The 15074-nt window shown below is 69.9% G+C and carries 15 protein-coding genes; 9 read left to right on the top strand and 6 right to left on the bottom strand.

Annotated elements, in window-relative coordinates:
* Positions 1-24 precede the first annotated feature (24 nt).
* On the bottom strand, positions 25-1623 hold the full coding sequence (locus ACEN9J_RS21140) for a CHAD domain-containing protein (protein WP_413761968.1): 1599 nt from the start codon (positions 1621-1623) through the stop codon (positions 25-27).
* 223 nt (positions 1624-1846) lie between these two features.
* On the opposite strand from ACEN9J_RS21140, the gene ACEN9J_RS21135 reads away from it, so the two are divergent.
* Together ACEN9J_RS21135 and ACEN9J_RS21130 are read left to right on the top strand one after the other, a co-directional pair.
* Positions 1847-2263 (top strand): VOC family protein, encoded by a 417-nt coding sequence (locus tag ACEN9J_RS21135; RefSeq protein ID WP_057593252.1) that lies wholly within the window; start codon positions 1847-1849, stop codon positions 2261-2263.
* Between the two features lie 92 nt (positions 2264-2355).
* Positions 2356-3483: a pirin family protein gene (locus ACEN9J_RS21130; RefSeq protein ID WP_413761967.1), complete on the top strand. Its 1128-nt coding sequence runs from the start codon at positions 2356-2358 to the stop codon at positions 3481-3483.
* Positions 3484-3487: 4 nt separating this feature from the next.
* On the opposite strand, the gene ACEN9J_RS21125 is transcribed toward ACEN9J_RS21130, so the two are convergent.
* On the bottom strand, positions 3488-3778 hold the full coding sequence (locus ACEN9J_RS21125) for a YciI family protein (RefSeq protein ID WP_057593253.1): 291 nt from the start codon (positions 3776-3778) through the stop codon (positions 3488-3490).
* A gap of 108 nt (positions 3779-3886) precedes the next feature.
* A complete protein-coding gene (locus ACEN9J_RS21120) occupies positions 3887-5215 on the bottom strand; it encodes an Nramp family divalent metal transporter (RefSeq protein ID WP_261208833.1) in 1329 nt (442 codons plus the stop codon).
* A 130-nt stretch (positions 5216-5345) separates the two neighbouring features.
* Here ACEN9J_RS21120 and ACEN9J_RS21115 point away from each other — a divergent pair, with 130 nt between their 5' ends.
* From ACEN9J_RS21115 to ACEN9J_RS21105, 3 genes are all read left to right on the top strand, one after another.
* Positions 5346-5654, top strand: coding sequence for a putative quinol monooxygenase (locus tag ACEN9J_RS21115; RefSeq protein ID WP_057593255.1), 309 nt, complete (start codon positions 5346-5348; stop codon positions 5652-5654).
* Between the two features lie 121 nt (positions 5655-5775).
* The gene (locus ACEN9J_RS21110; protein WP_057593256.1) at positions 5776-6375 is read left to right on the top strand and encodes a hypothetical protein; all 600 of its coding nucleotides are present in this window, start codon (positions 5776-5778) and stop codon (positions 6373-6375) included.
* Positions 6376-6398: 23 nt separating this feature from the next.
* Positions 6399-7001, top strand: a complete 603-nt coding sequence (locus ACEN9J_RS21105; RefSeq protein WP_082322056.1) for a hypothetical protein — start codon at positions 6399-6401, stop codon at positions 6999-7001.
* A 66-nt stretch (positions 7002-7067) separates the two neighbouring features.
* On the opposite strand, the gene gap is transcribed toward ACEN9J_RS21105, so the two are convergent.
* Together gap and ACEN9J_RS21095 are read right to left on the bottom strand one after the other, a co-directional pair.
* Complete coding sequence (gap, locus tag ACEN9J_RS21100; protein ID WP_057593257.1) at positions 7068-8069, bottom strand: type I glyceraldehyde-3-phosphate dehydrogenase; 1002 nt, start codon at positions 8067-8069, stop codon at positions 7068-7070.
* A 61-nt stretch (positions 8070-8130) separates the two neighbouring features.
* Positions 8131-10233 carry a transketolase family protein gene (locus ACEN9J_RS21095; protein ID WP_413761966.1) on the bottom strand — a complete coding sequence of 701 codons (2103 nt, stop codon included), beginning with the start codon at positions 10231-10233 and terminating at the stop codon, positions 8131-8133.
* Positions 10234-10405: 172 nt separating this feature from the next.
* Here ACEN9J_RS21095 and speD point away from each other — a divergent pair, with 172 nt between their 5' ends.
* The 3 genes from speD to ACEN9J_RS21080 are packed head-to-tail and all read left to right on the top strand — an operon-like array spanning position 10406 to position 12963.
* Positions 10406-10792 carry an adenosylmethionine decarboxylase gene (gene speD / locus ACEN9J_RS21090; protein WP_296734983.1) on the top strand — a complete coding sequence of 129 codons (387 nt, stop codon included), beginning with the start codon at positions 10406-10408 and terminating at the stop codon, positions 10790-10792.
* A gap of 29 nt (positions 10793-10821) precedes the next feature.
* Positions 10822-11535, top strand: a complete 714-nt coding sequence (locus tag ACEN9J_RS21085) for a nucleotidyltransferase family protein (protein ID WP_296735048.1) — start codon at positions 10822-10824, stop codon at positions 11533-11535.
* A gap of 30 nt (positions 11536-11565) precedes the next feature.
* Positions 11566-12963, top strand: coding sequence for an aminopeptidase P N-terminal domain-containing protein (locus ACEN9J_RS21080; protein ID WP_057593260.1), 1398 nt, complete (start codon positions 11566-11568; stop codon positions 12961-12963).
* Here ACEN9J_RS21080 and ACEN9J_RS21075 read toward each other — a convergent pair.
* Complete coding sequence (locus ACEN9J_RS21075; RefSeq protein ID WP_057593261.1) at positions 12905-13870, bottom strand: LysR family transcriptional regulator; 966 nt, start codon at positions 13868-13870, stop codon at positions 12905-12907. The two genes, ACEN9J_RS21080 and ACEN9J_RS21075, sit on opposite strands and share 59 nt — an antisense overlap.
* A 130-nt stretch (positions 13871-14000) precedes the next feature.
* Between ACEN9J_RS21075 and ACEN9J_RS21070 the strand changes: the two genes are divergently transcribed.
* Positions 14001-15068, top strand: coding sequence for an aldo/keto reductase (locus tag ACEN9J_RS21070; protein ID WP_057593262.1), 1068 nt, complete (start codon positions 14001-14003; stop codon positions 15066-15068).
* Positions 15069-15074: the final 6 nt, after the last annotated feature.

The following is a 15074-nucleotide window of genomic DNA, read 5'->3' as shown; positions in this document are numbered from 1 at the left end:
ACGCGCTCGCTCGCGCGCTCCGCGTCAGGACTTGCCGCGGCCCTTCTTCCAGAACCGCGGCGCGCCCTCGATCTTTTCCAGCGCCTCCCGGCAGGCCGCCGCGCCGGCCGCATGCCGTGCGCTGAACCAGCCCACCGCGAACCAGGCGCGCGCATCGTGCGCGGTGGCTTCGCGGTACAGGGCCATCGCGACGGCCTCGTCGTTGAACTCGCCCAATGCGTCCTGCGCGGGGCGCAGGCGCTTCAGGTAGCGCTCGGCGGCGCTCTTGTCGTCGCCCTTCCTCTCGTCCCGGGTCTCGAACAGCGGCGCCGCGAATTCGGCGAGGTAACGCAGGCGCTTGAGGCGCTTGCGCACGCGGTGCTGGCTGTCGGTGTCCAGCGATTCGAAGCGGCCGCCGTCGCGCAGGGCCTGCTCGTGCAGGCGTTGCAGGCGCTTGCGCAGGAAGCGACGGGCGTCGTCGGAGTCCAGCGGCGTGACGGGCGGCGCGCCCTCCGCGGCCGGTTCGGGCGCCGGGGCCTCGGTCGCGGTGAAGCCGATCAAGGCCACCAGCACGGCCTGGAATGCAGGCACGCGCACGGCCTCGCCGGGTGAGGGCTGCGCGGCGTCCGTGCCGGCCGCCTCGCCGGCCAGCGGATCCACCTCGGGCGCCCCGGCCTCGCGCAGTTTCGGCTGCGCGATCTTCGCCACCTGCTCGCGGTCGCGCAGCGCGCCCAGTGCGCGGAAGCAGTCGACCAGCGCCGGCTCCCAGCCCGCGCGGTCGAAGGCGCCCGAGGGATCGAGCCCCTCGAGTTCACGCAGGGCCGTGCGCAGGCGGCGGATGCCGATGCGCAGTTGATGGACCTGTTCCTCGTCGTCGCTGCCCGCGGCCACTTCGGTGGCATTCGGCAGGATCTGCGCGAGGCAGTTCGCGACCACGGCGCGCTGGATCGCGCGGCCATCGGGCGCGCTCGCGAAGCGTGGCGGCTCGGCCTTGATGGCGGGCACCACGTCGAGCCCCGCGAGCAGCCGCGCGCCGCGCTCGGCCTTCGAAATGGTGCTGAACCACAGCCCATGTTGCTGCGACCAGCGCTGCGCGAGCGCGACCAGGCCCGGCACGCTGCCGCGCTTGAGTTCGAGCTCGAGCTCGCAGACCGGCGATTCGCGCTGTTCGGGCGTGCCGGCATGCGCGACCACCTTGCCGACATCGAGCGCCAGTTCGGCAACGACGCCACCGGGCCCGGTGCTGCGCACGTCGCGCGTGAGCCGCACGATGTCGGTGGACTGGCGTTCGACCAGCGCCGCGGGCTGCCCATCCTCGCCCGCGAGCGCCTTCGCCAGCCGCTCGCCGACCGGCGTGCCCTGGTGGCGCTGCGGGTCGATGCCCGGCGAGGCGCCCGCGGTGCCGAGGTCGACGTTGTGCTCGAGCCGGTGCAGCGCGTTGTCGCCGGTGGCCTTCACCGTCTGCACCCAGCGCCGGCCCTCCTTGCGCAGCCGCAGCACGATGCCCTGCGCGGCCAGCCGCTCGTCGGCAGTGTCGAAATAGCGCGCCTGCAGCCGCGTGCGCACCACGGCACCGCGGCGCAGCGCGGCGTCGACGGCCTTCAGGCGGTCGGCGGGGATGTGGAACTTGAATTCGATTTCCATGAGCCAGCCATGATGCACGCTGCGCGACGCGGCGCCACCCATCGGCGCACGGTGCGCGCGGGCATCGGGACGGGCCGTCTAGGGGCCGGAAGCGTCTTCTTGCAAATTGATGTGGACACCGTCCATTTTGTTTTGCATAATTTGTGGACGCTGTACACAACAACCAGTCCAGCGCCCCGAAGTCCCCTCTTTCGTTCCCATCTTTCGACGCACAGGAAACACCATGGCCACCAAGCAAATCTTCGTGAACCTCCCCGTCAAGGACCTCGACAAGTCCAAGGCCTTCTTCAACGCGCTGGGCTACAGCTTCAACCCGCAGTTCACCGACGCCAACGCCGCCTGCATGGTGGTGCAGGAAGGCAGCATCCACGCGATGCTGCTGGTCGAGCCCTTCTTCAAGACCTTCACCGACAAGGCGATCGCCGACACCCGCACCAGCACCGAAGTGCTGCTGTGCCTCTCGTGCGAGAGCCGCGCCGAGGTCGACGAACTGGTGGCCAAGGCGGTCGCCGCCGGCGGCACCACGCCGCGCGCGCCGCAGGACCTCGGCTTCATGTACGGCCATGGCTTCCAGGACCTCGACGGCCACCTCTGGGAACTCGTGTTCATGGACCCGAACGCGCAGATGCCGCAGCAATAAGGGCTGCAGGCGGTCCGGCGATGCCCATCGTTCCATCCGCGAGCCGCACTGTCGCGCGCACGCGCCCTTCCGATGGGCGCCGGCGCCCCGACATGGAAGGCAAGGACGCCGCGCCATCGACGGCGTCCGATCCCGAAAGGAAGGCCGACGTGCCCACCGCCACCGCCAGCAACAACCCCATCGTGCGGGTCAAGCCCCTGGGCTTCCCGTGGGAGACGGTCGACCCGTTCCTGTTCTGCGTCTACCACGACGACGCCTATCCGCGCGCCAACGCGCAGATGGGCCCCGAGGCCTCGCTCGCGGGCCGCGACATCGGCCAGGACTTCAGCCGCAAGGACGGCTGGAGCATGTACCACGGCGAGACCGTGCCGGGCTTTCCCTCGCACCCGCACCGCGGCTTCGAGACCGTGACCATCGTGCGCAAGGGCCTGATCGACCATTCCGACTCGCTGGGCGCCACCGCGCGCTTCGGCGGCGGCGACGTGCAGTGGCTCACGGCCGGCAAGGGCATCGTGCATTCCGAGATGTTCCCGCTGCTCGACGCCGGCGCGCCGAATCCGCTCGAGCTGTTCCAGATCTGGCTGAACCTGCCGGCCGCCAGCAAGATGGCCGAGCCGCATTTCACGATGTTCTGGTCGGAAGCGATCCCGCGCCTGGTGGTCGAGTCGCCGCGCGGCGGCCGCACCGAGATCGCGGTGATCGCGGGCCGGCTCGGCAACGCGGCCGCGGCCGGCGCGCCCGCGCCCATCGATCCGCTGGCGCCGCCGCCCGATTCCTGGGCCGCGCGCACCGAGGCCGACGTGGCGATCTGGACCCTGCGCATGACGCCCGGCGCCGACTGGACGCTGCCGGCCGCCAGCGGCGCAGGCACGCGGCGCATGCTGTACTTCTTCAAGGGTGCGCAGGCGCGCATCGCGGGCCGCGAGGTGCAGGGGCCGGCGGCCATCGAGTTGCATGCCGGCACCGCGGTCGAGATCGTCAACGGCGACGCCGACACGGCCGAGTTCCTGCTGCTGCAGGGCCGCCCGATCGCCGAGCCGGTGGTGCAGTACGGGCCCTTCGTGATGAACACGCAGGCCGAGATCAGCCAGACCCTGGCCGACTACCGCCGCACGCAGTTCGGCGGCTGGCCCTGGGACGACGGGGCGCCGGTGCATGGCCGCGACCCGGCGCGCTTCGCGCGGCATCCGGGCGGGCGCGAGGACAAGCCGGCCCCCTGAAGACTCAGAAGGTCTTGAGCATCTCGGCGCCCAGCGCCGTCATGCTCGGCACGAACTCGATCACCTCGGCGCGCGCCACCTCGCCCTGCACGAAGGGGTCGCGCGCCAGCACCGCCTCGAGCGCGGCGCGGTCGCCCGAGCGCGCGATGATCACGCCGCCGCGGCGCGGCACCTGGCGGCCCGAGGCGATGAACAGCCCGCTCTCGTAGTGCTTGCGCAGCCACACCATGTGCGCGTCGATCAGCGCGTCGACCTCCTCGAGGGGGCGGATGTAGGTGAGGGTCACGATGAACATGCGCGGGGCTTCCTGGGTGATGCGACGGGCCCGATGCTAGGGCCTTCGCATGACCGCCCGAAGCCACGCCGGGTAACCGGATGCAAATCCGCGACCGACGGTCGGCGCTCAGCCGATGCCCAGCACCACCGACGCCACCAGCCACACGTTGGCCGCGCTGATCACCGCGAACAGCAGCCAGGCCAGCGACTTCAGCACCGGCCCGTTCGCGAAGCCGCCCATCAGCGCGCGGTCGCTCGTGAAGCGGATCAGCGGCCACATCGCGAACGGCAGCTGGAAGCTCAGCACCACCTGGCTCAGCACCAGCATCCTGCCCACGCCGCCGTCGCCGAACCACCACACGCCGACGAAGGCCGGCACCAGCGCCAGCGCGCGCGTGATCAGGCGCCGCTGCCAGCACGGGATCTTCAGGTCGAGAAAGCCTTCCATGACGATCTGGCCCGCGATGGTGCCGGTGAAGGTCGAGCTCTGCCCCGAGGCCAGCAGCGCCACGCCGAACAGCGTGGCCGCCAGCGCGCTGCCCACCACCGGCTCGATCAGCCGGTAGGCGTCGTCGATCTCGGTCACCGCCGTGTGGCCGGTGCCATGGAAGGCGCTGGCCGCGAGCACCATGATGGCCGCGTTGACCAGCAGCGCGAGCGACAGCGAGACCACCGCGTCGAGCGTGCAGAAGCGCACCGCCTCGCGCCGCGCGGGCTCGGTCGGCGCCACCAGCCGGGTCTGCACGATCGACGAATGCAGGTAGAGGTTGTGCGGCATCACGGTCGCCCCCACGATGCCGATCGCGAGGTAGAGCGCGCCCGGCTGGTGCAACCGCTCGAGCATCGGCACGAAGCCGACCGCCACGCCGAACCAGTCGGGCGGCGCCATCGCGAGCTCGACCACGAAGCAGGCCGCGATGGTGCCGACCAGACCGAGCACGATCGCCTCCACGCGGCGGAAGCCGGCACCTTGCAGGCCCAGCACCAGCAGCGTGTCGAAGGCGGTGATGAGGATACCGACCGGGATCGAGACGCCGAACAGCAGGTGCAGCGCGAGCGCGCTGCCGAGCACCTCGGCGAGGTCGCAGGCCACGATGGCCAGCTCGGCGCCGAGCCAGAGGAAGCGGTTGACGCGCGGCGAATAGCGCTCGCGGCAGGCGCGCGCCAGGTCCTTCTGCGCGATCAGCCCGAGCCGCACGCACAGGGTCTGCAGCAGCATCGCCGCGAGGCTCGCGAGCAGCACCACGAACAGCAGGCCGTAGCCGAAGCGCGAGCCGGCCTCGATGTCGGTGGCCCAGTTGCCCGGGTCCATGTAGCCCACCGACACCAGCAGCCCCGGGCCCGCGTAGCGCAGCAGCTTGCGGCCGAAGGACAGTTCCCGCGGCACCGCGACGCTGCCTTTCACCTCCGACGGACAGAAGGGCGCGGTGGCGGTGCGGGGCAGCGGAAAGAACATGCGCGCGATGATAGGGACAAGCCTCGGGCCTTGTCGCCCAGCGGACCGGCACGCCTGGACGGAATCTCTTAGATTCAGAGGCTCGCGGCCGCACCGGCCCGTTCTTCCCTTCCCCAGGAGACCCTCGCCCATGATCCACGTCGTCGCCGTCATCACCGCCAAGCCCGGCCAGCGCGCCGCACTGCTCGCCGCCTTCGCCGAGAACCGCGCCGCGGTGCTGGCCGAGAAGGGCTGCATCGAATACGGCGCCACCATCGACGCGCAGGGCATCCCGCCCTCGAAGGCCAGCTTCGGCGCCGACACCTTCGTCGTGATCGAGAAGTGGGAGACGCTGGCCGACCTGCAGGCCCACGCGGTCGCGCCGCACATGAAGGCCCACGGCGAGAAGACCAAGGCACTGGTCGAGAGCAAGCTGATCCACGTGCTCGAACCGGTCTGAGGCCGCGCGCCCGACGGGCGCTTCTCCTTCGCCGCCTACCCCTTTCCGTTGTATTCGTGCGCACGGGATGCTGCTACCTTCGTCGGCAGCCGTTCAACGATACAGAGAGGGGACCACGGACATGGCGATCTTCCGTTCGCAAGGCCCGCGCCGATGCGCGCGTGCCGCCGCGGTGCCCGCCGCGCTGGCCGCGCTCGTGCTGCTGGCCAGCGGCTGCGCGCCGCTGATGGCACCGCCCTACGCGGCCGACTACGAGGCGCTCGACCGCCTCGAGGCCACGCGTCCCGGCATGGTGGCGGTGGCGCGCGCCCAGCCCACCGATCCCGAGGACAAGGTCAACAACGTGCGCATGCGCAGCACGCGCCTGGTCTCGCCCAACGGCAGCTTCGCGCTCTACCTCGAGGAGGCGATGCGGCGCGACCTGGCCGAGATCTCCATCCTCGACCCGAAGGCGCCCACGCGCATCGCGGCGCGCATCCTCGTCAACGAGCTCGACCTCGGCGTGCTCAACGGCGGCGGCCGCATGGAGGTCGAGATCGTGGTCACGCGCGCCGACACGCAGCGGCTGCGCCGCACCTACCGCGCCGAGACCAAGTTCGAGTCGGGTTACGGCGGCGCGGTGGCCGTGCCGGCCGGCCAGGCCGAGTACCCGCGGCTGGTGCGCGCGCTGCTGCGCCAGGTCTATGCCGATGCGCAGTTCGTGGCGGCGATCCGGCCATGACGACAACCACAGGAGGCGCCGCCATGTCCCTGCTTTCCGCTTTCTCGCGCGCCACCGGCATCGCCGCCCTGGCCCTCGGCGCGCTGCTGCTCGCGGCCTGCACCCATCCGATCACCATGGTCACGGACCCGGCACCGCCGCGCTCGCTGCAGCACCTGGTGCAGAAGAAGGTGGCCTACGTGATGACCGACGCGCAGCGCGACACCCAGGTGGTCACGCCCGGCGGCAGCGGCAGCAAGGTCAGCTACTACCCGTACCGCGACCTCGAGAAGCCGGTGCGCGATGCGCTGCGCGCGGTGTACCGCGACGTGGTGGTGCTGCGCACCGCGAACGACGTGAAGGCCAACCAGGCGGCCGGCATCGCGCTGGTGTTCACGCCGAGGATCACGACCGACTCGAGCTCCAGTTCGCTGCTCGCCTGGCCGCCGACCTCGTTCACCGCGGAGGTGCAGTGCACGGTCACCGATGCCGCCGGCGCCGAGGTCACGCGGGTGCGCGCGGTCGGCAACGGCACCGCCGAGTTCGACGAATACAAGAGCGATTTCGGCCTGGCCGCGCGCCGCGCCGCGGCACGCATGGCAGCGCAGCTCGCGAGCGAGATACGGCGCAACGAGAAGCTGCGCTGAACGTCGCGCGGCGCCCAAAAAAAACGCGCTCCGGGGAGCGCGTTTTTTCCTGGTGGCGTCGAAGGCTTACTTCGAGACGACCTTCACCATCTCGAGGCACTTGTTCGAGTAGCCCCATTCGTTGTCGTACCAGCTCACGAGCTTCACGAAGGTGCCGTCGAGCGCGATGCCGGCTTCGGCGTCGAAGATCGAGGTGCGCGGGTCGCCGCGGAAGTCGGTGGCCACCACCTTGTCTTCGGTGTAGCCCAGCACGCCCTTGAGCGCGCCTTCGCTCTGTGCCTTCATCTCGGCGCAGATTTCCTTGTACGTGGCTTCCTTCACCAGCTCGACCGTCAGGTCGACCACCGACACGTCGGAGGTCGGCACGCGGAAGCTCATGCCGGTGAGCTTCTTGTTGAGCTCGGGGATCACCACGCCCACGGCCTTGGCCGCGCCCGTCGACGACGGGATGATGTTTTCCAGGATGCCGCGGCCGCCGCGCCAGTCCTTGTTGCTCGGGCCGTCCACGGTCTTCTGCGTGGCGGTGGCGGCGTGCACGGTGGTCATCAGGCCGCGCTTGATGCCCCACTTGTCGTTGAGCACCTTGGCCAGCGGGGCCAGGCAGTTGGTGGTGCAGCTGGCGTTGCTGACGATGGCTTCGCCGGCGTACTTCTTGTCGTTCACGCCGTAGACGAACATCGGCGTGTCGTCCTTCGACGGCGCCGACAGGATCACCTTCCTGGCGCCCGCGTCGATGTGCTTCTGCGCCGTTTCCTTGGTGAGGAACAGGCCGGTCGACTCGAGCACGACGTCGGCGCCGACTTCGTTCCACTTCAGGTTCGCGGGATCGCGCTCCTGCGTCAGGCGGATCTTCTTGCCGTTCACGATCAGCGTGTTGCCCTCGACCGTGACCTCGCCCTTGAAGCGGCCGTGCACCGAGTCGTACTGCAGCATGTAGGCCAGGTAGTCGGGCTCGAGCAAGTCGTTGATGGCGACGATTTCGATGTCGTTCTTGAAGTTCTGCACGGCCGCGCGCAGCACGTTGCGACCGATGCGGCCGAAGCCGTTGATACCGAGTTTGATAGCCATCTGACTTGCTCCTAAGGTTGAAAAACTTCTCTGATCTTGATCGGACGGAAGGCGCTCTGCCTCAGTCGCGCAGCGCGGCCTCGACCGTGGCGGCGACGTTCTCGGCCGTGAAGCCGAAGTGCTTGAACAGCACCGGCGCGGGTGCCGATTCGCCATACGTGTCGATGCCGACGACGGCGGCGCAGCCGTACTTCCACCAGCCGCCGGTGCAGCCCATCTCGACCGCGATGCGCGGCAGCTTCTTCGGCAGCACGGCCTTCTTGTAGGCCAGGTCCTGGCGGTCGAAGGTGGTGGTCGAGGGCATCGACACCACGCGCACCGCGATCTTCTTCTCGGCCAGCAGCTTCTGCGCGGCCAGCGCGAGCTGCACTTCGGAGCCGGTGGCGATGATGACGGCAGCCGTCTTCTTGCTCTTGAGGCCGACCGCTTCCGGCTCGGCGAGCACGTAGGCGCCGCGGCTGATGTCGCCGAGTTCGCTCTTCGGTGCGTAGGCGATGTTCTGGCGGCTCAGCAGCAGTGCGGTCGGGCGCGACTGGTTCTGCAGCGCCACGGCCCAGGCCACGGCGGTCTCGGCCGTGTCGCCCGGACGCCAGACGTCGAGGTTCGGGATCAGGCGCAGCGAGGCGGCATGCTCGATCGACTGGTGCGTCGGGCCGTCTTCGCCCAGGCCGATGGAGTCGTGCGTGAACACGTGGATCACGCGCCGCTTCATCAGCGCGGCCATGCGGATCGCGTTGCGGCTGTAGTCGCTGAAGGTCAGGAAGGTACCGCCGTAGGGGATGTAGCCGCCATGCAGCGCCACGCCGTTCATGATCGCGGCCATGCCGAACTCGCGCACGCCGTAGTTGATGTGGCGGCCGATGGTGCCGTGCGGGACTTCGGCCGGCGCTGCCGGCTTGGCTTCGTCTTCGGCGGCGGGCTTGGCCTCGACCGCCGGCACGTTCAGCACCACGGCGCCGGTCTTCGGATCGAAACGCAGCGCGGCCGTGCTCTTGGTGTTGGTGAGGTTCGAGCCGGTCAGGTCGGCGCTGCCGCCGAGCATTTCGGGCAGCGCGGCGGTGAACGCTTCCAGCGCGAGCTGGCTGGCCTTGCGGCTGGCCACGGTCTCGGCCTTGGTGTGGGCGGCCACCACGGTGTCGAACGCGACCTGGTGGAATTCCTTGGGCAGCTCGCCCTTCATGCGGCGCGTGAACTCGCCGGCCAGCTCGGGATAGGCGACGGCGTAGGCGGCGAAGCGCTCGTTCCAGTCGGTCTCGACGCGGTGGCCTTCGTCCTTGTGGTTCCAGTCGGCATAGACCTCGGTCGGGATCTCGAAGGCCGGCGCGGTCCAGCCCAGGGCTTCGCGCGTGAGCTTGATCTCTTCGGCGCCGAGCGCCTCGCCGTGCGCCTTGGCGGTGCCGGCGCGGTTCGGGCTGCCCTTGCCGATGGTGGTCTTGCAGGCGATCAGCGTGGGGCGCGAGGTTTCCTTCTTCGCCTCGGCGATGGCCTTCGACACGGCCTGGGCGTCGTTGCCGTCGATCGGGCCGATGACGTTCCAGCCGTAGGCCTTGAAGCGCTCTTCCGTGTTGTCGATGAACCAGGGCTTGACCTGGCCGTCGATGCTGATGCCGTTGTCGTCGTACAGCGCGATCAGCTTGTTGAGGTGCCAGGCGCCGGCCAGGGCGCAGGCTTCGTGGCTGATGCCTTCCATCATGCAGCCGTCGCCCAGGAAGGCGTAGGTGTGGTGGTCGACGATGTCGTGGCCCTGGCGGTTGAACTCGGCGGCCAGCAGCTTCTCGGCCAGCGCGAAGCCCACGGCATTGGTGATGCCCTGGCCCAGCGGGCCGGTGGTGGTTTCCACGCCGGGGGTCACGTCGACCTCGGGGTGGCCCGCGGTCTTGCTGTGCAGCTGGCGGAAGTTCTTGAGCTCGTCGATCGGCAGGTCGTAGCCGGTCAGGTGCAGCACCGCGTACAGCAGCATCGAGGCATGGCCGTTCGACAGCACGAAGCGGTCGCGGTCGAACCAGTGCGGGTTGGCGGGGTTGTAGCGCAGGTGCTCGCCCCACAGCGCGACGGCCATGTCGGCCATCCCCATCGGTGCGCCCGGATGTCCGGAGTTGGCTTGTTGAACGGCATCCATCGCCAACGCGCGGATCGCGTTGGCCATCAGGGCTTGGTTGGCCATGGGCAGGGAACTTTCGGGGGAGTTGGGTGGGAGGGACTCGGGAGAACCCGCGATTTTACCGGGCGAGCCCGAACCGGCACCGACAGCCTCTTTACACCCCTCTGCGCTTATTTTGCGCAGCCGGCCGGACCCGCGTTTTCCCGCATGGGCGATGTACTAAAGTCGCGGACATATGCACGGGCTGCACCTCACCGCCGACCTTCACGACTGCCAATGCGGCGCGCAGTGGCTCACCGACGGCGAGGCGCTCGGCGCCGTCTGCCTCAAGGCCGTGTCGGCCGCGGGGCTGCAGCCGGTGGGCAAGCTGGTCCACGGCTTCCCGGCCACCGCGCACGGCCCGGGCGGCGTCACCGCCACGGTGCTGCTGGCCGAATCGCACCTATGCCTGCACACCTGGCCCGAGCAGCGCTCCGTCACGCTCGACGTCTACGTCTGCAACTTCGGCGGCGACCATTCGGCCAAGGCCCATGCGCTGATGGACTGCCTGGTCTCGCTGTTCCGCCCGCGCCACAGCGAACGCAACGAGCTGCAACGCGGGCGCGTGGCAGCCGGCGCTTGAGCGGGAACGCGACGGTGGGGGCCAAGGCCATGGTGCTCTCGGCCGGTCGCGGCGAGCGCATGCGGCCGCTGACCGACACCACCCCCAAGCCCCTGCTCGAGGTTCGCGGCAAGCCGCTGATGCAATGGCCGATGGAGGCGCTGGCGGCCGGCGGCTTCACCGAGCTGGTGCTCAACACCGCCTGGCTCGGCGACCGGATCTCCAGCCACTTCGGCCTGAAACCGTTGCTGGGTGGCCAAGTGCCGCTATCGATTTCATACTCCGACGAGGCCCGCGACTTCGGCGGCGCGCTCGAGACCGCGGGCGGCATCGTGCGCGCGCTGCCGCTGTTGGGCGATCCGTTCTGGGTCGCGGCGGGCGACGTGTTCGCGCCCGGCTTCGTCTTCACCCAGGCCGCGGTCGAGCGCTTCGTGGCGGGCGGCAAGCTCGCGCACCTGTGGCTGGTGCCCAATCCCGCGCACAACCCGAAGGGCGACTTCGGCCTCTCGGCCGAGGGCCTCGCGCTCAACACGCCGGACGGCCCGCGCCACACCTTCTCGACCATCGGCCTGTACCGCGCCGCGCTGTTCGCGCCGCCCTACTGCGCCATCCCTGGCGGCAATCCCGGCGGCGTCAAAGCCCCGCTGGCGCCGATCCTGCGTGCCGCGATGGACAATGGCCTGGTGAGCGCCGAGCTCTACACCGGCCCCTGGACCGACGTGGGAACGCCCGAGCGCCTCGCCGAACTCAACCGGCCTTCGTAGCCAGCCCGTCTCACAGGAAGTCTCCACGCGATGACCACCACCGACACCAAGAAGATCTACGCCGAGCGCCGCGCTCGACTCGCCTCGCAACTGGGCAAGGACGGCATCGCGATCATCCCGACCGCGCCCGAACGCCAGCGCAACCGCGACAGCGACTTCCTGTTCCGCCACGACAGCTACTTCTACTACCTGACCGGCTTCACCGAGCCCAATGCCTGGCTGGTGCTCGGCGGCGACGGCCGCGCCACGCTGTTCTGCGCGCCCAAGGACCTGGAGCGCGAGATCTGGGACGGCTACCGGCTCGGCCCCGACGCCGCGCCCGAGGCGCTCGGCCTCGACGAGGCCTTCTCGGTCACCGAGCTCGATGCGAAGCTGCCCAAGCTGCTCGAGAACCGCTCGGTCGTCTGGTATCCGTTCGCCACCCACAAGGGCCTCGAGACCCGCGTCGACGGCTGGCTGCAGTCGGTGCGCGCGCGCGTGCGCTACGGCGCGCTGTGCCCCGAGGAGCAGCGCGACCTGTGCGGCCCGCTCGACGAGATGCGCCTCGTGAAGGACGCGCACGAGCAGGACATCATGCGCCGCGCCGCGCAGATCAGCGCCCGCGCCCATATCCGCGCGATGCAGCTGTCGGCGCGCATGCTGCGCGAGGGCAAGGACGTGCGCGAGTACCACCTCGACGCCGAGCTGCTGCACGAGTTCCGCCTCGGCGGCTCGCAGTACCCGGCCTACGGTTCCATCGTCGCGGCCGGCGCCAACGCCTGCGTGTTGCATTACCGCGCCGATGCCGCGCCCGTGCGCGACGGCGAGCTGGTGCTGATCGACGCCGGCTGCGAGCTCGACGGCTACGCCAGCGACATCACGCGCACCTTTCCGGCCAACGGCAGGTTCACCGGCCCGCAGCGGGCGCTGTACGACCTCGTGCTCGCGAGCCAGGACGCCTCGGCCGCCGCCACCAAGGCCGGCAACCGCTTCAACGACCCGCACGACGCCGCCGTGCGCGTGCTCGCGCAGGGCATGCTCGACCTGGGCCTGCTCGACGCCAACAAGGTCGGCGGCCTCGACGACGTGATCGACAGCCGCGCCTACTTCCAGTTCTACATGCACCGCACCGGCCACTGGCTCGGCATGGACGTGCACGACTGCGGCAGCTACGTCGAGCCCACGCAGGTCGGCGAGGTCAGCGAGCGCAAGGATCCGCTGTCGAACGAGCTCATCAAGAACCGCCCGAGCCGCATCCTGCAGCCCGGCATGGTGCTCACGCTCGAACCCGGCATCTACGTGCGCCCCGCCGACGGCGTGCCCGAGCAGTTCCACAACATCGGCATCCGCACCGAAGACGACGCCATCGTCACGGCCACCGGCTGCGAGCTCATTTCGCGCGGCGTGCCGGTGAAGGCGGACGAGATCGAGGCGCTGATGCGAGCCTGAGCGCCGCGCGCTGCGGCGCATGTCGCGCCTGCAGGAAGTCGATGAACACCCGCAGCTTGCGCGGCATCTGCGCGCGGCTCGGGTAGTAGAGATAGAAGCCCGGGAAGGTCGGCCACCACGGCTCGAGCAGCGGCACCAGCCGGCCGCTGTCGAAGTCCTCGCGCACCGTGCCCTCGAAGGCCACCCCGATGCCCGCGCCGGCGCGCGCGGCCGCCAGCAGCACCTCGCTGTCGTTGGCGATCACCGGCCCCGCCACCTCCACGTCGAGCTCGCGGCCGTCCTGCGCGTACTCCCAGCGGTAGAGACCGCCGGTCGTGAGCCGGAAGTTGAGGCAGCGGTGCTCGCGCAGGTCCTCGGGCGTGCGCGGCGGCGTCCGTCCCTCCAGGTAACGCGGCGCGGCGAAGCTCACCATGCGCTGCGGCCCCGCGATCGGCAGCGCCACCACGTCCTGCGCCAGGCTCTCGCCGAGCCGGATGCCCGCATCGAAGCCGCCCTCGACCAGGTCGACCATGCGGTTGTCGCAGACCAGCTCGAGCACGATGTCTGGATAGGCCGCGGCGAAATCGCCGAAGTGCGGATAGAGCAGCAGCTCGGCCGAGACCCGCGCCACGTTCAGGCGCAGCAGCCCCGCCGGCTTGTCGCGTGCCTCGTCGATGCCCTCCACTGCCTGTGCCAGCGCCGCGAGCGCCGGCCGCACGCCCTCGAGGAACTGCCGGCCCAGCTCGGTCGCGCCGACGCTGCGCGTGCTGCGGTCGAGCAACCGCACGCCGAGCTTGGCCTCGAGCGTGCGCACGGTCTGCGACAGCGCCGAGGGCGAGACGCCGAGTTCCTCGGCCGCGCGCGTGAAGCTGGCGTGATGGGCCACGCGGGCGAAGGCGGCGATGGCGGGGAGAAGGTCGGGGGACATGTGGGCATTATGAAGAGAGGCTTCACAAAGCATCAAGCACAGCGGTCTTTTTTCAATGCAATGGTGGAACGACATTCGAGTCCATGGCGCTCGCGCACCGCGGCGCCTTCCCCCTCGAAAGGACATCCCCATGCAACTCGACGACTACCTCACCCTCGGCCGCTCGGGCCTGCGCGTCAGCCCGATCTCGCTCGGCACCATGACCTTCGGCAGCGACTGGGGCTGGGGCGCCGACGCCGGCGAATCGCGCCGCATGTTCGACGCCTACCTCGAACGCGGCGGCAACTTCGTCGACACCGCCAACTTCTATACCAACGGCAGCTCGGAGCGGCTGCTGGGCCAGTTCCTCGCCGACCGGCGCGAGTCGGTGGTGCTGGCCACCAAGTACACGCTCAACATGCAGCCCGGCAATCCCAACGCGGGCGGCAACCACCGGCGCAACATGGTGCGCTCGGTCGAGGCTAGCCTGAAGCGCCTGGGCACCGACTACATCGACCTGCTGTACCTGCACATCTGGGACGGCCTGACGCCCTTCGACGAAGTGATGCGCGCCTTCGACGACCTCGTGCGCGCGGGCAAGGTGCTCCACGCGGGCATCTCCGATACGCCCGCCTGGCAGGTCGCGCGCATGCAGACCCTGGCCGAACTGCGCGGCTGGGCGCCGCTGGTGGCACTGCAGATCGAGTACAGCCTGATCGAGCGCACCGTGGAGCGCGAGCTGCTGCCGATGGCGCGCGAGCTCGGCCTCGGCGTGATGGCCTGGTCGCCGCTGGGCAGTGGCGTGCTGACCGGCAAGTACAGCCGCGCCGACCTCGACCACGCCAAGGGCCTCGACCCGCGCGTGACCGGCACGCGCAAGGACGTGGCCGTGGGCAACGGCGCGCTCTCGGAACGCGCCCTCGCCATCGCCGACGTGGTGGCACAGATCGCGAAGGAGCAGGACCGCTCGAGCGCGCAGATCGCGCTGGCCTGGCTGCTGCACCGGCGCGGGCCGACGGTGATGCCGATCATCGGCGCGCGCACCTTCGCGCAGTTCGAGGACAACCTCGGAGCGCTCGAGGTCGAACTCAATGCACAGGCGCTGCGACGGCTTGATGCGGCGAGCGCGATCGCACTGGGCTTTCCGCACGACTTCATGGCGCTGCCGATGACGCAGGGGGTGCTGCATGGCGGCACCTCGACGCGCCGCGGGGAGTGAGAGAGG

Origin of the sequence: Variovorax sp. Varisp41, assembly GCF_047325085.1 — a bacterium.
GTDB lineage: Bacteria > Pseudomonadota > Gammaproteobacteria > Burkholderiales > Burkholderiaceae_C > Variovorax.
This window is presented reverse-complemented; position numbering and strand designations above follow the sequence as displayed.